Source organism: Sphingopyxis sp. 2PD, from assembly GCF_005503695.1.
Classification (GTDB): domain Bacteria; phylum Pseudomonadota; class Alphaproteobacteria; order Sphingomonadales; family Sphingomonadaceae; genus Sphingopyxis.
Window position 1 is genome coordinate 326,523 of the sequence record NZ_SCMU01000001.1, and the last position, 19,937, is coordinate 346,459.

Below are 19,937 nucleotides of genomic sequence, written 5' to 3' on the forward strand. Positions count from 1 at the left end.
GTCGGTGGAGATTGCCCCTCTCCGATTCCTGACTATCAACTATAGATCGGGGTGAAAAGGGGTAATTTGGGGCAAAATAGGGAATCTACTCCCTATTTGCCGCAAAATGCCCGATTCCATGGTCAAAACGCGGTCGACACTGATCGGCGGACCGCAAACCGCAGCCTTTTCGGAGCAAAATCTGGTCGAAAAAGACGCCTCAGTTGGCGCGCGCGCGAATCCACAGCGGCTGCAGCGGCGCGACTCCGGCGCCCGGCCAAAGCCGTGCCGCCAACCATTCGATGGTGTCGGCTCGCCGCAGATGATGCGCACCCGGCACCAACGGCGACCACAGCGGGGCAAACAGCAGATCGGCATCGCCCACGAGCCAGGCCTCGCCCGCACCGATCGGGCATCGTGCAACGCGGCGATCGGCGAATATGCGGCACCGCGGCGGCAACCGCTCGAACGCCCCGGCGCTCGACAGGCGCAGCCACGCTCCATCGATTGCGATCGCCGACACGGCATTATCGTCCGTTGGCGCCGACCCGAGCGCCACCCCCCAATGGTCGAGCAGCGGGGTCAGCAGGCTGGTGACCGGCGGATTGCGCGGATCGCCGAGCGGATGGCGCGCAGGCCAGCCCGACAGCGCGTCGGCCAGCAGCACGGCCTTGCCGCCACCCCGGACAAAAGCGTCGATCGCGACCAGTTCCTGCGGCGCTAGCGCGCGTGGGTGCGCGATCAGCAGCGTTCCGCCGGGCGGCGACACCTGTTCGACCAGGCTGTCGACCAGCGCCACCGGCCCCAACGCCTCCAGCCGAACCAGTGCCGGATCATCCTCGGCGCCGGACGAAATGATCGCGGCGATATCGCCGCTACCCGACCAGCGCAGCGGCAGTCCGGTGAGCATCGTCGCCGCCGGGGTGCCAGCCGCGGCCAACGCGGGCCGGTAAAGTGCCGCGAGCAACATATGTCCGGCCGCGAACCAGCCGGTGACCAGCACCAGTCCGGCGAACCACGGCAGCCATCGCACCCGCCAACGCCGTTGCATCAGCCGATCGGCAACCCATGCCGCGACGGCGCCCGATACACCGACCAGCGCCAGTTGCAGCCAGCCCGCCGAACCCGCCAAAGCGACCCCGAGCAGCGCTTGCGCCCCGAGCAACAGGGCAAGCACGGCCAATGCGTTGAACCGCCGCGACGCGGTTTCCTCGCCGCGCTGCCAGACCGCGAGGAGCAGCATCGCCAAAGCCAGTATCGGCAGCGCAAGCGCGGGGTCGATCCGGCCGAGCAGCGCCTGCCCGCCGACGATCCACGCCAGCAACAGCGTCAAGGCAGCGATCGAGATAGTGCGCGCCACCGAACGGCGCGTCCCGATCGTCACGGGGCGGATTTGCGCGCGCGCTGCAATTCGGGGTCGGGTTCCAGGTCGGGGACGGTGGCTGGCGACGGCGCCGCCTGCGGCACCTTGATCTCGGTCGCGGCATTTTCGTCCTTCGTCGAAGGCGATACCGGCTGGACCCCCAATTCTTCGAGCGGCGCGCCGCTGCCTTTTTCTTCGCCCGGCATCTTCACGTCGGCGGAGGCCGCAGCGTCGCTCTCGACATTTTCGCGCGCACGATCGCCGATCAGCCCGGCCATGCCGACGAGCAGCAGCACGGTGAGCACGCCAGCAATGCCGATCTGCAACCGTCGCATCGTGTCGTTGACCGGCGCGGGCACCACCGGCGGCGGTACCGCCTGTTTGTCGGTGCGGATCTGGTTCATGCTGCCGCCTCCGTCAGACCTTTGCTCGCCAGCCATTCGGGGTTGTAGAGCGTCGACAAATAGCGGAACCCGCTGTCGCACAGGATGGTTGCGATCCGTTTGCCGGGCCCCAACTGCCGCGCGAGCGCCATCGCCCCGGCGACATTGATCCCCGACGACAGCCCCAGGCACAGCCCTTCCTCGTCGAGCAACTGCCGTACGACCTTCAACCCTTCGGTATCCGAAATGCGAAACTGGGTGTCGATCGGCGCCCCGTCGAGGTTCGCGGTGATGCGGTTCTGACCGATCCCCTCGGCAACGCTGCTGCCTTCGGCCTTTAACTCGCCGCACTGGTAATAATTGTAGAGGCCCGCGCCATGCGGATCCGTCAATGCAATGACGATATCGCTGTTCTTGGCCTTCAGCCCCAGCCCGGTCCCCGCGATCGTGCCGCCGGTTCCCGCGGCGCAGGTAAAGCCGTCGATGCGGCCGTCCATCTGCGCCCAGATTTCCTCCGCCGTCCCCATCACATGCGATTTGCGGTTGGCGATATTGTCGAATTGGTTGGCCCAGATCGCATTGTCGGTTTCCTCGGCGATCCGGCGCGAGGTGTGGACAAAATGGCCGGGATTGGCGAAGGGCGCGGGCGGGACGAGCACCAGCTCGGCACCGAGCGCGCGGATCGTCGCCATCTTCTCGGCGCTCTGGTTGTCGGGCATGACGATGATGGTCTTGTACCCCAGCGCGTTGCCGACCAGCGCCAGCCCGATGCCGGTGTTCCCCGCAGTCCCCTCGACGATCGTGCCGCCGGGACGCAGGCTGCCGTTCGCTTCGGCGTCGCGAACGATATACAGCGCGGCGCGGTCCTTCACCGAACCGCCGGGGTTGGCATATTCGCACTTGCCCCAGATCTCGCAGCCCGTGGCTTCGCTCGGCCCCTTCAGCAGCACCAGCGGGGTGTTGCCGATCAGGTCGAGGCTGTTTGCAGCTATAGTCATGCCCCTGATCTAGGGCCGCGCCCCCGGCCTCGCAAGACAGCTTCGCTTGGCGCCGCCATGATCGGCCTTTGTCGATAAACGGGCGCCCGCTTCCGACAAACGACCACGCATGCGCGACGACCGGGGGTTGCCACTGTGACAGTATATCATTACTGGAGCCCGCACAGATCGTTTCAGAATAGGACTTTCCCCCATGCGTTTGCTTTGCTCCGCCGGTTTTTCGCTTGCCGTCTTCCTCGCCGCCCCCGCCTTGGCGCAGGACCGTGCCGCTGCGGGCAGCGACGACGATGTGCACACCGGCGACCCGATCATCGTCACCGCACCCTATGTCCGCAGCCTCGACATCCTCGGTAATGTCTCGGTGCTCGAGGGCGACGAGCTGGCACGCGACATCCGCGGCCAGATCGGCGACACGCTGACCCGCCAGGCTGGCGTGTCGGCCACCAGCTTTGCTCCCGGCGCCTCGCGTCCGGTGCTGCGCGGTTTTTCGGGTGAGCGCGTCCGCGTCCTGACCGACGGCATCGGGTCGATCGACGTGTCGAACACCTCCGCCGACCACGCCGTCACCATCGATCCGCTCACCGTCGAGCGCATCGAAATCCTGCGCGGACCCGCCGTGCTGCTGTTCGGCAGCCAGGCGATCGGCGGCGCGGTCAATCTTTTCGACCGCCGCATCCCGCGCAAGGTGCCGGCCGACCACGTCCATATCGATGCGATCGGCGGCTATGCGACCGCCGCCAACGACCGCAACATCGGTAGCTCGATCGACGTCGCGCTGACCCCGCAGATCGTCGCGCATCTGGACGGCAGCTGGCGCAAGACCGGCGATGCGCGCTCGGGCGGCTTTGTCTATGCGCCCGGCATCCGCGACGACCTGCTCCATCTTGCGGAACATGAGGTCGAAGAAGGTCATCTGGACGAAGCCGCCGAACTGACCGCCGACGCCAACCGGCGCGGCAATATCCCGAACACCGCCAGCGAGACTTGGACCGCGGCGGGCGGCCTGTCGCTGATCAACGACGGCGGACAGCTGGGGATTTCGGTCAGCTATTACGATAGCAATTATGGCGTCCCCTCGCGCCCGAACACCGCCCACGACCATGGCGGCGAAGAAGGCGAAGAAGAGGAAGGCCATGACCATGGCGAAGGTCCGGTGACGATCGGCCTGAAACAATGGCGCGCCGACCTGCGCGGTGAGGTCGAAATGGGAGATGGCTTCTTCGACAAGCTGCGCATTCGCGCCGGTTTCGCCGATTACGAACATACCGAATTCGAAGGCGACGAAGTCGGCACCGTCTTTACCAACCAGGGGATCGAAGGTCGGCTCGAACTGGCGCAGAATGATCGTGGCGGCTGGCGCGGCGCCAGCGGCATCCAGTACAGCCACCGCGATTTCAACGCGATCGGCGCCGAAGCGTTCGTCCCGCGCAACCTGACCGACCAGTTCGCACTGTTCACGCTTCAGGAATGGACGCTGGGCTCGCTCGGCGTCGAGGCCGCGGCGCGCTATGAAACGACCGATGTCCGTGCGCCGTCGCTGGGCATATCGCGCAGTTTCGACACTTTTTCAGGCGCGCTCGGCGCAAATTACGACATCAGCGACAGCGCCAAGATCGGTCTGTCCGTGGCCCGTGCCGTCCGCGCGCCCTCGGCAGAGGAACTTTTCTCCAACGGCCCGCACATCGCCACGCAGGCGTTCGAGGTCGGCAATGTCGACCTGAAGCGCGAAGCGAGCTGGGGCGCCGAAGCGTCGTTCAAGGTCAAGACCGACGCGTTCAGCCTCAGCCTCACCGGCTATTCCAACTGGTTCGACAATTTCATCTATTCCGAAGCCACCGGCGAGGAAGAAGACGAACTGCCAGTCTTCCAATATTTTCAGCGTGACGCGCGCGTCTGGGGCCTTGAGGCCGAAGCAAGCGCCCGGCTGGCGCAGATCGGCGGCTTCAACATCGTCGGCGACGTCGTCGCCGACATGACCCGCGCCAAGATCAAGGGCGGCGATCATGTCCCCCGCATCCCCGCGATGCGCGTGCTGGGCGGGCTGGAAGCGCAGGGCGAGCGCATTGACGCGCGCGCCGAGGTCGAGTGGACCGACGATCAGACCCGCATCGCGCCGTTCGAAACCGCGACCAAGGGCTTCACCCTGGTCAACGCCTCGATCAGCTGGCGGCCGCTGCCCGACACCAAAAACCTGACGCTGTCGCTGGCGGCAAACAATATCTTCGACGTCGAAGCGCGCCGCCACGCCAGCTTTACCAAGGATTATGTGCCGCTCGCGGGCCGCGATTTCCGGATTACGGCACGGGCGAGCTTCTGAGATATCGTCGCCCCCGCCTGCGCGGGGGTGACGATGGTGTCAAAACGGCAATTGCTTGCGCTTGTTCCAGTAGATCGAGGTCGCCGCAGCATAAGCCCCGACCTTTTCCCACACCGCATTGTCCACCTTTTCGATGTCGACGCCGCTGTCGATGTAGGCCTGAACGATCGCCATGATCTGGTCCTCGGACATGTCGCTCGACAGATCGGGATTGGCGCCTGTCGGGCCAAAGTCGAGCGCCTTGTCGACGATCGCCGATGACAGGTTGAGCTTGGCGATATCGCCGACCAGCCACTCGCGCGAAATGCGCGCGAGGCTGTAATCGAAATAGGCCGCCCTTTGGGCTTCGGCGATGCCATGCTTCGCGACGCACCCGTCGGTAACGGTCGACAGTTGCTGAAACAGCGCGTCGCGCGCGGCATCGTCGCCCGCACCCGCCATCGCGGCGCCGATCGACGCCTTGGTATCGGCGGCGACCGAGGTCACTACGCAATCGAATTTTTCACCTTCCTGCGCCGTGGCCGCGGCGGGCAGCGCCGCCATCGCCAGCGCGGCGCCCGCAATCAAACCCTTCAGCATGCGCAAATTCCCTTCAACGTCGCATCGCGAACCATCACGACAGCATGGCCATCCCGCCATTTACATGCAATGTCTGGCCAGTGACATATCCGGCCTCTTTCGACGACAGATAGACGACCGCCGCGGCGATATCGCTGCCCTCCCCCATCCGCCCGGCCGGGATGCGCTGATTGAGCGCTTCCTTTTGCGCCTCCGGCAAATCGTCGGTCATCGCTGTCGCGATAAAGCCCGGCGCGACGCAGTTTGCGGTCACCCCGCGGCTCGCCAGTTCGTGCGCCAGCGCCTTGGTCATACCGGTGACCCCCGCCTTCGACGCCGCATAATTGGCCTGCCCCGGATTCCCCGTCGCGCCGACGACGCTGGTAATCGAGATGATGCGACCAAAGCGCGCCTTCATCATCGGCTTGGCGGCGGCGCGCGCGAGACGGAAATTGGCTTCCAGATTGATGCGGATGACATCCAGCCACTCCTCATCCTTCATCCGCATGATTAGATTGTCGCGCGTAACCCCGGCGTTGTTGACGAGGATGTCGAGCTGGCCGAGCGCCTCAACCGCCGACGGCACGAGCGCATCGACCGCGGCGGCGTCGCCGAGATTGCACGGCAAAGCGACATGATCGCCGCCGAGCGTATCGCGAAACGCATTGAGCTTGTCGGCATTGGAACCCGACACCGCGAGCCGCGCGCCCTGCGCCGCGAGCGCCTGCGCGATGGCCGAACCGATGCCGCCGCTGGCGCCGGTGACGAGGGCAGTCATGCCGGTGAGATCGAACATCTGCAATTCTCCTGAAATCTGATCCTTAGAGCGACTTGAGCAGCGCTTCGATGTCGTCCATCGAAATCACGCTGATCGTCTCGACCTCACCGCTCGCGCTGCGCTTCACCATCGGCGACAGGACCTTGCCGCCGAATTCGACAAAGTGCATCACGCCAATGTCTTCCATCGACGCGACACTTTCGCGCCAGCGGACGCGGCCGGTGACCTGTTGTACCAGCAGGTCGCGAATGCTGTCGGCGTCGCCGACCGGGCTCGCGGTGACATTGGCGACGACGGGGATCAGCGGCGCGGCGGGCGGGTTTGTGCCGAGCGCTTCGGCCATCGCGTCGGCCGCGGGTTGCATCAGCGGGCAGTGGAAGGGCGCCGAGACGGGGAGCAGTACGCCGCGCTTGATGCCAAAATCCTTGACCAGCGCGACCGCGCGTTCGACCGCGCCCTTGTGGCCCGAAATCACGACCTGCGACGGGTCGTTATCGTTGGCGACAGTGCAGACCTCGCCCTCCGCCGCTGCATCGGCAAGCTTCTGCGCGGTGTCGATGTCGGCGCCGAGCAGCGCCGCCATCGCACCGATGCCGACCGGCACCGCGGCCTGCATCGCCTGCCCGCGGGTCTTGAGAAGCCGCGCCGTCGTCGCGAGGTCGAACGCACCCGCGGCGCACAGCGCGCTATATTCACCGAGGCTGTGGCCCGCGACATAGTCGGCCTTGGCGGCGAGCATCACGCCGCCTTCCTTTTCGAGCACGCGCAGCGTCGCGATCGCATTTGCCATGATCGCAGGCTGCGCATTTTCGGTAAGGGTGAGCTGATCCTCCGGACCTTCGGTCATCAGCTGGAACAGCTTCTGCCCCAACGCGTCGTCGACCTCCTGAAACACCTCGCGCGCCGCGGGTGACGCATCGGCGAGCGCCTTGCCCATGCCGACCGACTGGCTGCCCTGACCCGGAAAGATGAATGCGCGCATGTTGCGTCCCCTAGCCTGTTCTTTGATTGGGCCGCGCCTATTCCCTCACCCCGCGCGATGCAAGCCGAAGGGTACGACCTTGTTCGCTGCATCGTGGCCGATGTCGGCGCGGCCAAGATAGGGAATGTTGCATCGCGCGCACCAGCCCTGCGCGATCTCCTCGGCCTCCAGCCCGAACGGCCGGTCATTTTCGCGGACGTCGCTGACGCGCCCCAGCCGGATGCCGGCAAGCCCGCGCGGGCCGAGACAGGTTGCGACGTGGAAAAAGGCGCGGTCGAACGCGTAGAGATATTCGCTGACTTCCTCGACGAGCAGGACATGCCCCGCCAGATCGGGCTCGAGCGGGGTGCCGAGCAGCATCGACAGCGTCATCAGGTTGAACGCCGCATGGCGCGCGCCATGTTCGAGCCCGCTCTCGCACGCGCCCGGATCGCGCGCGACCAGCCAGTCGAGCGCGCGCAGCACCGCCGCATCACCGCCCTCGCGCCGGATATCGGCGACCATCGGGCCGTGCGCGACATGGTCGAAACCGTCGCGATAGAGGCAGGCAAGCAGGTTACCCTGATCCGAATAGCCTAGGAAGGCCTTGGCCCTTGCGATGTCAGTCATCGCCGCAACCGCGTCTTCGGCGATCCGGCACGCGCCATAGCCGCCGCGCGCAAACCACAGGGCGTCGATGTCCGGGCGGTTCGCCATTTCGACCAGCGCCGCGAAACGATGTCCGTCCTCGCCCGCGAAATGGCCGTGCGTCGCGAAACATTGCGGATCGAACTCAAGCTCGACGTCGGGGTAGCCGAGGCTGGCGAGCGCACGCACCGCCTCGGCATCGTCGGGCAGGATGGGGGTCGAGGGTGCAACAATCCCGATACGCATGGACCAAACTTCCCCTCAAACCGTTCGCATCGAGCGAAGTCGAGATGCCCATCGGCCTTACGCCATCCCCATGGGTGTCTCGACTTCGCTCGACACGAACGGAAATTGGGGTCAGTGCCGGTTGCAAACCCTTCGACAAGCCCATAACGCCGCGCCATGTCGGAAAACAAATCCTATTTCTTCTGCGGTATCGGCGGGTCGGGCATGTTGCCGCTCGCGATGATTGTCGCCGCGCGCGGCGCCAGCGTGTCGGGCTCGGACCGCAGCCGTGACCAGGGGCGCAGCGCCGACAAATTCGCGTGGATCGAGGGTCAGGGCATCGCGCTCTTCGCGCAGGACGGCAGCGGCGTCGCCGCGGGCCAGACGCTTGTCGCCTCGGCAGCGGTCGAGGACAGCGTTCCCGACATCGCCGCCGCAAACAGGCTCGGCCTCGCGCGCATGACCCGCGCCGACCTTAACGCGGCCCTGTTCAATGGCGCAGGCAAGGCGATCGGCGTCGGCGGGACCAGCGGTAAATCGACCGTGACCGGGATGATCGGCTGGATCCTCGAACGCGCCGGGAAAAAGCCGACGGTGATGAACGGCGCGGTGATGCGCAATTTCGTGAAGGCCGACCAACCCTTTGCCAGCGCACTGGTCGGCGACGACACGCTGTACGTCAGCGAAGTCGACGAAAGCGACGGGTCGATCGCGCTTTATCGCCCGGATGTCGCGGTGGTCACCAACATCAGCCTCGACCACAAGAGCCTCGACGAACTCCATGCGCTGTTCGGCGATTTCGTCGCCAAGGCGCGGATCGCGGTGATCAACGCCGACGATCCCGAATCGGCGCCGCTGTTCAACGCCGACAATAATCTGCGCTTCGGCTTTGGTGACGGCGCCGCGCTGCGCGGCAGCGATTTCGAGCCGCTGCCCGACGGCTGCCGCTTCAAGGTTCATTTTCTCGCGACCACCCACGACGTGCGGCTGCGCATGCCTGGACGGCACAACGCCATGAATGCGCTCGCGGCGATCGCGGCGGCGCGCGCGATCAACATATCGGTCGCCGACGCAGCCGCGGCGCTGGCCGATTTCACTGGCCTCGCGCGCCGCTACGAGGTTCTGGGTCAGGCCGGCGGCGTCACGGTCATCGACGATTTCGCGCATAACCCGGACAAGGTGGCGGCGACGCTCACCGCCGTTGCCGAGCTCCCCGGCCGCGCGCTGATCTTTTTTCAGCCGCACGGCTATGGCCCGCTGCGCCAGATGGGCAAAGAACTCGCGGCGAGTTTCGCGGGGGGCATGCGCGACGGTGATGGGATGTTCGTGTGCGACCCCGTCTATTTCGGCGGCACCGTCGACCGCAGCATCGGCAGCGAAGCGCTGGTCGCCGACATCGTCGCGGGCGGCGGCGATGCGGTGCATCTGACCACCCGCGCCAATTGCGGCGCAGCGATGCTCGATGAAGCGAAGCCGGGGGACCGCATCCTGATCCTCGGCGCGCGCGACGACACGCTGACCGACTTCGGGCGCGACTTGCTGGAAAAGCTCGGCAACGCTTGATTTCATCGCGCGAATCTGTATAGGCGCGCTCCATTGGGGCGAGGCGCTTTGCCGTCGCCCCATTTGCTTTGCAGTGATTTCGCAGGGCAAGACGACAGCCGGAGGGGCCTGCGATTGGCGCAGGTCAGCGATCGGCCAAATCGAAGGAAGCGCACCATGCCGTTTTACGAGCATGTTTTTATCGCGCGTCAGGACCTGAGCCAGGCTCAGGTCGACGCGCTGGCGGAAACCGTCACCAACGTCATTGGCGAATATAAGGGCACGGTCCACAAGACCGAGACCTGGGGCCTGAAGCAGCTCGCCTACAAGATCCAGAAGAACCGCAAGGGTCATTATGTGATGCTGTCGGCCGAAGTTTCGGGCGAAGCGATCGCCGAGATCGAGCGTCAGGCCGCGATCAGCGAAGACATCATCCGCTGGATGACGATCAAGGTCGACGAACTCGAAAAAGGCCCGTCGGTCATGATGCGCAAGCAGGAACGTCGGGGCGGCCGTGGCGGCCGTGACCGCGACGGCGAAGAATAAGGATAAAGACCATGGCACGACCCTTTTTCCGTCGCCGCAAGACCTGCCCCTTCACTGCGAAGGACGCACCGGTCATCGATTACAAGGACGTCCGCCTGCTCCAGGGTTACCTGTCGGAGCGCGGCAAGATCGTCCCGTCGCGGATTACCGCGGTGTCCGCCAAGAAGCAGCGTGAGCTGGCGAAAGCGATCAAGCGCTCGCGCCACATCGGCCTGCTGCCCTACATTGTGAAGTAAGGAGGGCTGGTCTGATGGAAATCATTCTGCTCGAACGCATCGAGAAACTCGGCGGCATCGGCGATGTCGTCACCGTCAAGAACGGCTTTGCCCGCAACTATCTGTTGCCCAACAACAAGGCGCTGCGCGCGAACGACGCGAACCGCAAGCTGTTCGAAGCGAACCGCACCAAGATCGAGGCCGACAACGCCGAACGTCGCGGTGAAGCCGAAGTCCGCGCCAAGGACATCGACGGCAAGCAGATCGTCCTGATCCGCCAGGCGTCGAACACCGGCCAGCTCTATGGCTCGGTTTCGGTCCGCGACATCGTCGACGCCCTCGCCGAAGACGGCGTCACCGGCGTGACCAAGTCGATGGTCGAACTGGAACGCCCGATCAAGGCGCTCGGCCTGGTCGACGTCAAGGTCAAGCTGCACCCCGAGGTCGCCGTGACCGTCGGCGTCAACGTCGCGCGTTCGCCCGACGAAGCCGAAATGCAGAAGCAGGGCATCGACGTCATCGCCGCGATGTTCGAAGAAGAACAGGCCGAAGCCGTCGCTTCGGCGCTGGAACCCGACAGCGAAGACGAATTCGACGACGCGACGCCGCCGTCGGAACGCGCTGCCGAGGAAGCTCCGGCTGCGACCGAGGACGAAGAGGCTTAAGCCCTTCGCTCTCGCGCGAGACAGGAAAGGCTCCGGAACCTGGCGTTCCGGAGCCTTTTTCTTTGGCTTTCCATTGGGTTCAATGTCAGCCCATGGGCAGGAAGCGGACATTTCGGTCCCCGGTTATCGTGGGCCGGGGCCGCGATCCGCGCGGCGCGTACCCCGCGCCATCATCCCAAAGTTCAGGAAAGTTCAGCCCATTGCGGCGCCCGGATTGTCATGCTCGATGGACATAGGGCGGTCGGATCGGGGCCGCGTCAGGAATCCGGGCGGTGACCGCTTTTTTGCCGACATATGGAAAGAGCTGAGATGAAGGCTGGCACAGCCGAAGATTGTAGGAAAGCGTTTTTGGCGGCGGGTGGCGGCTTTGGGGTGGGAAGCGGGCGTAGCGATCCTCCCCGGAACGGGGAGGGGGACCAGCGAAGCTGGTGGAGGGGCACCATCGGTTTGCCTTGCCGCCGAAGTCGTGCTCCACTGGTACGGACCCGGAAAGCTTGGCTCTTCTCGCCCAGCGCCGCGTAAACCGCCTGTGCCCCTCCACCACCCTTCGGGTGGTCCCCCTCCCCCGGTGGGGGAGGATCGGCTATGTCAACTTCCGGTCGCAAACGCCCCCCTCAATACCCCATCAAACTCAGCACTTCCTTGCGGCTGCGCTGATCATCGAGGAAACAGCCTAGCAACCGGCTCGTCACCATCCCCACCCCGGGGGTACGCACGCCACGCCCGGTCATGCAGCCATGCTGCGCATCGATCACCACCGCAACACCGTGCGGGTGCAGATTGTCCCAGATGCAGCGCGCGACCTCGGCGGTCAGCCGTTCCTGTACTTGCAACCGCCGGGCATAGCCGTTGAGCACGCGCGCCAGCTTGGAAATGCCGACGACGCGGTCGCGCGGCATATAGGCGATCGACGCCTTGCCGGTGATCGGCGCCATATGATGTTCGCAATGCGACTGGAACGGAATATCCTTCAGCAGCACGAGCTCGTCATAGCCCCCCACCTCTTCAAAGGTGCGCGCCAGGTGGATCGCCGGATCGTCGGCATAGCCGCTGCAATATTCCTTCCACGCGCGCGCCACGCGCTTGGGCGTATCGAGCAGGCCTTCGCGCGCCGGATCGTCACCGGCCCATTCGATCAGCGTCCGCACCGCGTCCGCGACATGGTCGGGAACGACCACCTTGCCGTCCGCTCCCACTTCAACCTTGCTGTCGCTCATCGCCCCACTTTCACTGTTGCATTCTTGCCGCACATTTCGGTGCCCACGCCTAGATAAACAAGGGTCGAACGACAACAATATTGCGGCGTGCGCAAGTTTACGTTGCGGAAACTTGGGATTTTGCATCTTTGCAACTGCCCCATTTCATGTCGCTTTCCAGATCGAACAAGTGGCTTGACGCTCGCGTCAACTAAGCGCACCTTTGGGTTGCATTACAGAACCCGCTCAAGCGGGTCGTGATCCGGAGAGGCCGGCGTTTTTCCCCGACGCCGGTGGGAGAGGACGATGACCAGCACAGCTGGCAAGTGGGACACACCCGGGCATCCGGCCGTTTCGGTCGGACACCCTTTGCCATGTCTGGTCTTATCCCCTCCCCTTACCACAATTTGAATTTGGGCGGCCCCGCAGTGCGCGGGTTCGAAAAAGGGAGGCTGTAAATGAAGTTCAAGGCACTGATCGGAACGTCGATTCTTGCGATGGCGGTGGCGACACCCGCGTGGGCGCAGGATCCGGCGGAAGAAGTCGAACGCGACGCGTTCGGCGGCGAAATTGTCGTCACGGCACAGCGTCAGTCCGAACGGCTCCAGGACGTGCCGATCGCGGTCAGCGCCTTTTCGTCCGAAGCCCTGGAAGCACAGCAGATCAAGACGCCGTCGGATTTGCAGCTGACCCTGCCCAATGTGACCTTTACAAAAACCAACTTTACCGGCGCCAGCTTTACGATCCGCGGCATCGGTGACCTTTGCGTCGGCACCACCTGCGACAGCGCGACGGCGATCCATCTGAACGGCGACCCGCTGTTTTCGACCCGCCTGTTCGAAACCGAATTCTACGACCTGGAGCGCGTCGAAGTCCTGCGCGGGCCGCAGGGTACGCTGTTCGGCCGCAACGCAACGTCGGGCGTGGTTAACGTGATCACGGCCAAGCCCAAGCTCGGGACGTTCGAAGCCGCCGCCGAGGGCGAATATGGCAATTATAACTCGATCAAGGGCAAGGGGATGGTCAACATCCCGCTCGGGGACAATATGGCTTTCCGCGTTGCGGGCATCTACCTGAACCGCGACGGCTATACCCGCAACGCCTTCCTCAACACCCGTATCGACGATCGCGATCTCTACTCGGTCCGCGGCTCGCTGCGCTGGGAACCGAGCGACGACACGACGATCGATATTCTGGCGTCCTATTTCCACGAAAGGGACCAACGCACCCGTATCCAGAAACAGCTTTGCCAGCGCGATCCGACCGGCATTTTGGGCTGTCTCAACACCCGCCGCGACAACGCACCGTTCAACGGCAACGCCACCTTCACTGCGGCGCTGACATCGCGTGAATTCCTCGCCATCCGGGGGATCCCCACTGCATTCGCGCTAGGCAGCCTTTATGGCCCCGATGTCTATGCCAACACCACGGTTCCCGCCGATCCGCGGGTGGTGAACACCGCTTACACCCCCAGCTATTTCACCAGCGAACTGACCGTTCAGGGCCAGATCGAACATAATTTCGGGCCGGTGTCGCTGCAGGTGTCGGGCCAGTATCAAAAGGTCAAACTGGACGCTTCGCAGGATTATAACAGCAATGTCGGCAACCGCGCGCTTTACGCGGGCGGCCTCGCGACCTTGCAGGCGGCGGCAGGCGGCGCGCTGGGTGCCGCGTTCACCCCCTATTTTGCGCCGGTCGCCGCGGCGATCATTCCCAACGGTCCCACCGGCCAGCTCTGCACCTCGCTCGCAGAGGAGACCGGATATGGCTCCTATGGCGGCAAAAAAATCTGTAGCGATCAGTCGCTGCAATTCGACCGGTCGAACCAGAATAACAGCAGCTGGTCGGTCGAAGGCATTTTGACCAGCGATTTCGACGGACCGTTCAACTTCCTGGTCGGCGGCATCTATGCCGATTATCATCTGACCGAGAACAGCTATTATGTGAACGCCTTCCCCATCGATTATCTGACCGGGGTGTTGGGTGCATTCACCGCGGCGACCAATCCGCCCGCTGCGGGCGGTCCGTTGCCGCCGTCGTTCCTGGCGACGCCCTTTTTCCGCAACAACACCGACGACCTCAAGATCACGTCCTACGGCCTGTTCGGTGAAGCCTATTTCGAGTTCAGCGACCGGCTGAAACTGACGGCAGGCCTGCGTTACAACAATGACAAAAAGGCGGTCACGGCGCGCTCGACGCTCGCCAGCTTCCTGGCCCCGCATGGCGGAACCAGCGACACCGTGTTCGGATCGCCGTTCGTCGGGTCGTTCGATGCCGATCCGGGCACGCCGGGCAATCAGATCATCCAGTCACGCCAAGTCAAGTTCAACAAGCTGACCGGACGCGCCGTCCTCGACTTCAAGGTCACCGACGACAATCTGATCTATGCGTCCTATTCGCGCGGATATAAATCGGGCGGGATCAACCCGCCGCTGCAGCCGATCTTTGCGGTTCCCGAAAGCTTCGCCCCCGAACAGGTCGACGCGTTCGAAATCGGGTCGAAGAACAGCTTCGGCAACGGCGCGCTCCAGCTGAACCTGACTGCCTTCTATTACAAATATAAGGATCTTCAGCTGAGCAAGATCGTCGCCCGCACCGCGGTCAACGACAATGTCAGCGCCAACATTTACGGGTTCGAAGCCGAAGCGATCGTGCGGCCCGACCCGGACCTGGTGATCAACCTGGGCTTCAGCTACCTGCACAGCAAGGTCAGCGACGACAAGTTCACCAGCAATCCGCGCGACTTTGGCGGTGGCCGCTCTGACGCGGTGATCATCAAGGACATCACCAATGCCGCGAACTGCGCCGTGGCGTCGCGGTCGGGCAACGTCGCCGGGGTCAATGCCTTTGTGAACGGGGTGCAGCAGGTCATCAACGGCGGCTTCGTTCCCGGTGTCCAGGGCGGGGCCGGCCTGCAACCGACCACCGCCTTCCCTGCCGACGGCGGCATCGCGTCGACCGGCGCGTTCAGCATCTGCGGCGTCATGGAAGCAGCGGCCGCCGGCGCCTTTGCCGGAGCGGGGCTCAATCCGACCGCTTTCGGCGGGATCGAATATTTCTCCGCCGGGGTTCCCGTCAACATCAAGGGCAACCAGCTGCCGCAGGCACCGAACTACAAGTTCAGCGCCGGCGTGCAATATACCGCGCGGCTGGGCGGCGGCGACATGACGCTCGTTCCCCGCCTCGACCTCGCCTACACCGGCGAAAGCTACGGCAGCATCTTCAACGGCAATGTGAACCGGATCAAGGGCTATGCCCAGGTCAATGCCCAGCTGCAGCTCAACGGCCCCGACGAGAAATGGTATGTCAAAGGCTTCATCCAGAACGTCTTCGACTCGGCCAGCGTCACCGGGCTGTACATCACCGACCAGTCGTCGGGTAACTACACCAACATCTTCACCCTCGAACCGCGCCGCTACGGCATCGCGGCGGGCGTGAAGTTCTAAGCGACCGGCGGCAACGCCGACAAAAAACCCCGGCCTCTCCATCGAGAGGTCGGGGTTTCTTTTATCCGCGACCGGAGGGCCGAAGCGTTCGAGCGCTCCAGCCCGCCGCGATCAGAATTTGAAGCGAACGGTGCCGCCATAGGTGCGCGGCTGGCTGGGATAGCCCGACACGCTGCCCGCCTGCGCCACGGCCGGGAAGATGGTCGTGAGGTACTGCGCGTTGGTCAGGTTGCGACCCCACACGCCAACGTCCAGGCCATTGGTCAGGCGAACCGTGAACGACGCGTTGAGCGAGTTCACCTCGCGCTGCAGGCTTTCGACCACGCCTGCCGGGAAACCGCTCAGGCCTTCGACGATCTGGACCGGGCTTTCATAGCTGTAGTCGACGTGCGCGATCGCCTTCGTCCCGCCCGCAAATTCATGCGTATAGGTGGCGCCCATCGACATCGACAGCGCCGGGATGCCCGCGGGGGTCGTGCCCGAGATGTCGCCGAACGCCGAATTGACGAAGCTGTCGTACTTGGCGTCGAGATAGGTCGCCGCCAGCGTCAGGTTCAGCCCCTCGACCGGCCGCACCGACCCGTCGAACTCGATGCCAAAAGTCGACTGCTTGCCGGCGTTGGCCAGCGCGAAGCCGGTGCCGGTGAACACGTTCGACTGGAAGCCCTTGATCGACTGCTTGAACACCGCGACGTTGACCGCCGCGACGTCCCACTGGCCCTTGATCCCGAATTCATAGACCGTCGATTCTTCGGGCGCCGCAAAGCGCGAGCCCGTCGCCAGGTTCGGGGTGCGCAGGCCCGCAGCGGTGATCGCCGCCAGGTCCGACGCGAGCGGACGGCTGTCGCGCGACAGGTTGACCGAGCTCGCCTTGAAGCCGGTCGCATAGGTCGCATAGACGTTGACGGTGTCGGTCACCTCATAGGCGGCGCGAACGCTGTATGAAAAATCGCCGTCGCTGGTCTTCCCATCCTCGACCGAATTGGGGACGTTCAGGAACGGCGGCAGGAACTGGAATGCCTTCAGCCCATTAAGCGGGTTCGCCGCCGGGTTGTTCTGATTGGCGTTGGCAAAAGCCTGTACCTGTCCCGAAATCCCCGCGAAAGCCGCCGGGTTCGCCGCTGCAAACGCGCCGATTTCAGCCGCGGTTGCCGAACGACCGAGGTTGAGCACGCTCGGGCCGCCGATCGTCTGCGCCAGGCCGCCCTGGAACAGCAGCTGGTTGCGGAACGGCGCATATTGCGGCGCGTCTAGATTGAGCCCCGAGAAGGTGTCGGTGCTGATCACATTGGTCGAGAAATTCTTGCGGTCCTTGGTGTAGTTGCCGCCGAACGACAGCGTCAGCCGGTCGGTCACTTCAAAATCGAGCGTGCCAAAGATCGAGAACGCTTCGTCCTTCATCCGATAGGCTTCGTCGAGCCCGTCGCCGGCGCGGAAGAAGGTGCCGAGATAGCGGGTCGGGGCGCCCTCGAGCGCGCCGAACGTGCCTTCGAGCAGCGCGACGTTGAGCGCATTGCCGCTCGCGGCGCGGATCAGCTGGTCGCCATAGGGGCGGAACTGGGTGCCGAAGCGGATGTCGTTCTTCTGCCGGATCTTCTCGTTGAAATAATAGCCGCCGAGCAGGAAGTTGATCGGGCCGTCAAAATCCGACGTGACGCGCAGTTCCTGGGTGAAGGTGTTGATCCCCAGGTCCTGGCTGTTTTCACCGATCAGGTCGGCGCCGGTGAAATCCGAATCCTGGTTGGTCAGCGCCTTGACCTTGCGGTACGCGGTGATCGAGGTCAGCGCGAGGTTGCCGAGGTCATAGTCGATCTGACCCGAACCGCCGTAGTTTTCGATCTCGTTCGACGACAGGAAGTTGTTGTACACATTATACGAGAAGGGGTTGTTCGCATCGACGCTGGGGCCGCCCGCCAGGGCGTTGGTGATGGCAACGGTCGGACCAGCGATGACGTTGCCGGCGATGCAGCAATTTTCGTCGATCTTGTCATAATCGCCGATCAGGCGGATCGACAGCGCGTCGGTCGGTTCGAACAGGAGCTGGCCGCGCACGCCCCAACGGTTGCGGTCGTTGACGTCGGTGCCAAGCTTCAGATCCTGCGCATAGCCGTCGCGGCGATTGTAGCTGCCGCCGATCGAGAAGGCGACCGTCTCGCTGATCGGCCCGGTCACGTCGCCCTTGACGGTGATCGCGTCGAAATTGCCATAGGTCACTTCGGCCGAACCGCCGAATTCATACTGCGGCTTTTGCGTGACGATGCTGATGACGCCCGCCGATGCGTTTTTACCGAACAGGGTCGACTGCGGCCCGCGCAGCACTTCGATGCGTTCGACGTTCGGAAGGTCGCCGATCTGGGCGGCCGAGCGCGACCGATACACGCCGTCGATGAACACGCCGACCGACGGTTCGATACCGGCATTGTTGGCACCGTTGCCGAAACCGCGAATGATGAAGTTGGTATTGGCGCTCGACTGGAGCTGCGACACGCGGAGGCTGGGGACCGCGGTCTGCAGGTCGATGAGGTCGCGGATCTGCGATTCCTCCAGCTGCGCCGCCGACGTCACCGAAACGGCGACCGGCGTGTCCTGCAGGGTCTGCGACCGCTTCGACGCGGTCACGATGATATCATTGCCATAATCGGTATCGTCGACCGCGACCGCGCTGTCGTCGGCGGGGGCGGCGTCTTGGGCAAAAGCGATGGCGGGGGTGGCGCTGGCGCACAGCATCGTGGCGCCCAGCAAAATGTTGCGCAAAGTCATGATGTCTCTCTCTCCAAACCGGTGCAAGCGCGGCCCTGCGGCCAAAGAGGGAGATGCCCCACCGGAACAGGCCGCTGTAGTTGCCGCGCGCGCCGCGTCAACGCGGCGGCATCAGGTAATTCCGTTTTTCTTCGCATTTGTGTCCGAAAAGCAACAGTTTGCACTGCAACATAAGCGTCGCGCGCGAGCCCCGAAAGCCCTGCAAATGCGCTAGCCCACCGCGCGCCATGCGCCGGGCACCCGATCGCCCAGCATCCATCCGCCGATGCGCAACCGCACAAGCCGTAGCGTCGGGTAACCCACCGCCGCGGTCATCCGCCGCACCTGACGATTGCGTCCCTCGGTGATGACGATCTCCAGCCAGCTGTCGGCGACGCTCTTGCGAAAACGCACCGGCGGATCGCCCGGTCAAAGTTCGGGCGGCTTGATTCCAGTGTCGCGTTCCGCGGAAGCTGACTCAAATTCCGACGAGATGACTCATTCCTGCATTGCCTGTGCCGCTGCGAATGGCCCGCGACTGACTGTCCGCTTCGCGACCACAATGGAGGAACGCGAGCATTTTTCCGCTCGCAACGCCAACAAACCCAGTCTGACGACGCGTTCCGCTGTTCACTTATCCAGAATATCGCTGCGCAACTGATGTCGCGCGACTGACCTTGCCCCGCCAGGAAGCTTCTTCAGCAATAGATAGGCCGGCCCCATAATGCCATCGAGGCAGAACGCCAGATCGACATGAGCGGCGAGATCCTCAAGGGCTTTGGCCGACGTCCATCCGCCTCGCTCGTTCTCGCTCTGCTCGTACCATTTATCCACGGGACAATAGACGGTGACGGCCCAGCGTACGTTCGCCTCACGCTTGTCTCGGTCAACGGCGCATTTGATCGCGTCGTTGAGCGAGGTCACTAAGCCGCGACGCGAGCCGGGCCCATACCAGCGTTGCTTGAACTCCAGCAACCAGTTGATCTTCCAGTCCTCGCTCGCCAGCCAGAGGTCGCAGCGCCCCGCGCGTACTCGGCCTTCCGGCAGATTTTTACAGTCCTCGGTAAATTCTGGAAGCGCCAGCATCCGAGCGCGGCCAGCTGCCGCGACGAGAAAGCCGACCGTGGCCGTCTCGTTGTAGCGGAACGGATCAAACCCTTCACCTTCGTCGTGGAGATGCGCGCGAAGACTGTCGGCCGCGGTCAGCCAACGTTTGCAGAATGCGAACGTCTGCTCGTCCGAGCCGCGCTTGATGACATGAACGCCCATTGATCTCCCCTTTACTCCTAGACCGATACCGCGCCAAAAAGCCAACAATCTGGGGTTTCCAACGCTCTGGGAACGATCGAACGCTCTCCGCACGACTGGCCGGTAGTCG

At 63.9% G+C, this 19,937-nt stretch carries 16 protein-coding genes and 1 pseudogene; 6 read left to right on the forward strand and 11 right to left on the reverse strand.

Translation table 11 applies throughout. The features are described from left to right. Window positions 1-199: 199 nt before the first annotated feature. The 3 genes from FFS18_RS01435 to FFS18_RS01445 are packed head-to-tail and all read right to left on the reverse strand — an operon-like array spanning window position 200 to window position 2,723. The gene (locus tag FFS18_RS01435; RefSeq protein WP_249340245.1) at window positions 200-1,363 is read right to left on the reverse strand and encodes a Gldg family protein; all 1,164 of its coding nucleotides are present in this window, start codon (window positions 1,361-1,363) and stop codon (window positions 200-202) included. Further along, window positions 1,360-1,746 carry a hypothetical protein gene (locus FFS18_RS01440; RefSeq protein WP_137869461.1) on the reverse strand — a complete coding sequence of 129 codons (387 nt, stop codon included), beginning with the start codon at window positions 1,744-1,746 and terminating at the stop codon, window positions 1,360-1,362. Before FFS18_RS01440 ends, FFS18_RS01435 begins: the two co-directional genes overlap by 4 nt. Further along, window positions 1,743-2,723 carry a cysteine synthase A gene (locus FFS18_RS01445; RefSeq protein ID WP_120216825.1) on the reverse strand — a complete coding sequence of 327 codons (981 nt, stop codon included), beginning with the start codon at window positions 2,721-2,723 and terminating at the stop codon, window positions 1,743-1,745. Before FFS18_RS01445 ends, FFS18_RS01440 begins: the two co-directional genes overlap by 4 nt. A gap of 193 nt (window positions 2,724-2,916) precedes the next feature. Between FFS18_RS01445 and FFS18_RS01450 the strand changes: the two genes are divergently transcribed. Beyond that, window positions 2,917-5,040: a TonB-dependent receptor gene (locus FFS18_RS01450; RefSeq protein ID WP_137869462.1), complete on the forward strand. Its 2,124-nt coding sequence runs from the start codon at window positions 2,917-2,919 to the stop codon at window positions 5,038-5,040. 39 nt (window positions 5,041-5,079) lie between these two features. Here FFS18_RS01450 and FFS18_RS01455 read toward each other — a convergent pair whose 3' ends face one another. The 4 genes from FFS18_RS01455 to FFS18_RS01470 are packed head-to-tail and all read right to left on the reverse strand — an operon-like array spanning window position 5,080 to window position 8,231. Then, entirely contained in the window at window positions 5,080-5,619 is a 540-nt protein-coding gene (locus FFS18_RS01455; RefSeq protein WP_137869463.1) for a hypothetical protein, read from the reverse strand. Between the two features lie 34 nt (window positions 5,620-5,653). Further along, window positions 5,654-6,394: a 3-oxoacyl-[acyl-carrier-protein] reductase gene (gene fabG / locus FFS18_RS01460; RefSeq protein ID WP_137869464.1), complete on the reverse strand. Its 741-nt coding sequence runs from the start codon at window positions 6,392-6,394 to the stop codon at window positions 5,654-5,656. A 25-nt stretch (window positions 6,395-6,419) separates the two neighbouring features. Beyond that, window positions 6,420-7,358 (reverse strand): ACP S-malonyltransferase, encoded by a 939-nt coding sequence (gene fabD, locus FFS18_RS01465; RefSeq protein WP_137869465.1) that lies wholly within the window; start codon window positions 7,356-7,358, stop codon window positions 6,420-6,422. A gap of 45 nt (window positions 7,359-7,403) precedes the next feature. Then, the gene (locus FFS18_RS01470; protein ID WP_137869466.1) at window positions 7,404-8,231 is read right to left on the reverse strand and encodes an LD-carboxypeptidase; all 828 of its coding nucleotides are present in this window, start codon (window positions 8,229-8,231) and stop codon (window positions 7,404-7,406) included. Between the two features lie 156 nt (window positions 8,232-8,387). Between FFS18_RS01470 and FFS18_RS01475 the strand changes: the two genes are divergently transcribed. The 4 genes from FFS18_RS01475 to rplI all read left to right on the forward strand — a co-directional run bounded on the left by FFS18_RS01475 (window position 8,388) and on the right by rplI (window position 11,178). Further along, window positions 8,388-9,773 carry a Mur ligase family protein gene (locus FFS18_RS01475; RefSeq protein ID WP_137869467.1) on the forward strand — a complete coding sequence of 462 codons (1,386 nt, stop codon included), beginning with the start codon at window positions 8,388-8,390 and terminating at the stop codon, window positions 9,771-9,773. A gap of 156 nt (window positions 9,774-9,929) precedes the next feature. Continuing rightward, window positions 9,930-10,298, forward strand: a complete 369-nt coding sequence (gene rpsF / locus FFS18_RS01480) for a 30S ribosomal protein S6 (protein WP_137869468.1) — start codon at window positions 9,930-9,932, stop codon at window positions 10,296-10,298. 11 nt (window positions 10,299-10,309) lie between these two features. Next, entirely contained in the window at window positions 10,310-10,534 is a 225-nt protein-coding gene (rpsR, locus tag FFS18_RS01485; RefSeq protein ID WP_088440322.1) for a 30S ribosomal protein S18, read from the forward strand. Window positions 10,535-10,548: 14 nt separating this feature from the next. Next, entirely contained in the window at window positions 10,549-11,178 is a 630-nt protein-coding gene (rplI, locus tag FFS18_RS01490; protein ID WP_120216833.1) for a 50S ribosomal protein L9, read from the forward strand. Window positions 11,179-11,792: 614 nt separating this feature from the next. Here rplI and folE read toward each other — a convergent pair. Next, window positions 11,793-12,395, reverse strand: a complete 603-nt coding sequence (gene folE, locus FFS18_RS01495; protein ID WP_120216835.1) for a GTP cyclohydrolase I FolE — start codon at window positions 12,393-12,395, stop codon at window positions 11,793-11,795. Window positions 12,396-12,832: 437 nt separating this feature from the next. Here folE and FFS18_RS01500 point away from each other — a divergent pair, with 437 nt between their 5' ends. Then, window positions 12,833-15,820 (forward strand): TonB-dependent receptor, encoded by a 2,988-nt coding sequence (locus tag FFS18_RS01500; RefSeq protein WP_120216837.1) that lies wholly within the window; start codon window positions 12,833-12,835, stop codon window positions 15,818-15,820. 111 nt (window positions 15,821-15,931) lie between these two features. Here the strand turns inward: FFS18_RS01500 and FFS18_RS01505 are convergent, their stop codons facing one another. The 3 genes and pseudogenes from FFS18_RS01505 to FFS18_RS01515 all read right to left on the reverse strand — a co-directional run bounded on the left by FFS18_RS01505 (window position 15,932) and on the right by FFS18_RS01515 (window position 19,828). After that, window positions 15,932-18,580, reverse strand: a complete 2,649-nt coding sequence (locus FFS18_RS01505; protein WP_171005182.1) for a TonB-dependent receptor — start codon at window positions 18,578-18,580, stop codon at window positions 15,932-15,934. A gap of 210 nt (window positions 18,581-18,790) precedes the next feature. Beyond that, window positions 18,791-18,988: pseudogene (locus tag FFS18_RS01510) on the reverse strand (pseudouridine synthase); the annotation flags it as partial. A gap of 201 nt (window positions 18,989-19,189) precedes the next feature. After that, window positions 19,190-19,828 carry a hypothetical protein gene (locus FFS18_RS01515; RefSeq protein WP_137869469.1) on the reverse strand — a complete coding sequence of 213 codons (639 nt, stop codon included), beginning with the start codon at window positions 19,826-19,828 and terminating at the stop codon, window positions 19,190-19,192. Between the last annotated feature and the right edge of the window lie 109 nt (window positions 19,829-19,937).

What these genes read in the sequence shown, in the direction of transcription:
- FFS18_RS01440 (WP_137869461.1), bottom strand. Translation starts at nt 1,746, where the DNA reads ATGAACCAGATCCGCACCGACAAACAGGCGGTACCGCCGCCGGTGGTG.
- FFS18_RS01445 (WP_120216825.1), bottom strand. Translation starts at nt 2,723, where the DNA reads ATGACTATAGCTGCAAACAGCCTCGACCTGATCGGCAACACCCCGCTG.
- FFS18_RS01450 (WP_137869462.1), top strand. Translation starts at nt 2,917, where the DNA reads ATGCGTTTGCTTTGCTCCGCCGGTTTTTCGCTTGCCGTCTTCCTCGCC.
- FFS18_RS01455 (WP_137869463.1), bottom strand. Translation starts at nt 5,619, where the DNA reads ATGCTGAAGGGTTTGATTGCGGGCGCCGCGCTGGCGATGGCGGCGCTG.
- fabG (WP_137869464.1), bottom strand. Translation starts at nt 6,394, where the DNA reads ATGTTCGATCTCACCGGCATGACTGCCCTCGTCACCGGCGCCAGCGGC.
- fabD (WP_137869465.1), bottom strand. Translation starts at nt 7,358, where the DNA reads ATGCGCGCATTCATCTTTCCGGGTCAGGGCAGCCAGTCGGTCGGCATG.
- FFS18_RS01470 (WP_137869466.1), bottom strand. Translation starts at nt 8,231, where the DNA reads ATGCGTATCGGGATTGTTGCACCCTCGACCCCCATCCTGCCCGACGAT.
- FFS18_RS01475 (WP_137869467.1), top strand. Translation starts at nt 8,388, where the DNA reads ATGTCGGAAAACAAATCCTATTTCTTCTGCGGTATCGGCGGGTCGGGC.
- rpsF (WP_137869468.1), top strand. Translation starts at nt 9,930, where the DNA reads ATGCCGTTTTACGAGCATGTTTTTATCGCGCGTCAGGACCTGAGCCAG.
- rpsR (WP_088440322.1), top strand. Translation starts at nt 10,310, where the DNA reads ATGGCACGACCCTTTTTCCGTCGCCGCAAGACCTGCCCCTTCACTGCG.
- rplI (WP_120216833.1), top strand. Translation starts at nt 10,549, where the DNA reads ATGGAAATCATTCTGCTCGAACGCATCGAGAAACTCGGCGGCATCGGC.
- folE (WP_120216835.1), bottom strand. Translation starts at nt 12,395, where the DNA reads ATGAGCGACAGCAAGGTTGAAGTGGGAGCGGACGGCAAGGTGGTCGTT.
- FFS18_RS01500 (WP_120216837.1), top strand. Translation starts at nt 12,833, where the DNA reads ATGAAGTTCAAGGCACTGATCGGAACGTCGATTCTTGCGATGGCGGTG.
- FFS18_RS01505 (WP_171005182.1), bottom strand. Translation starts at nt 18,580, where the DNA reads ATGACTTTGCGCAACATTTTGCTGGGCGCCACGATGCTGTGCGCCAGC.
- FFS18_RS01515 (WP_137869469.1), bottom strand. Translation starts at nt 19,828, where the DNA reads ATGGGCGTTCATGTCATCAAGCGCGGCTCGGACGAGCAGACGTTCGCA.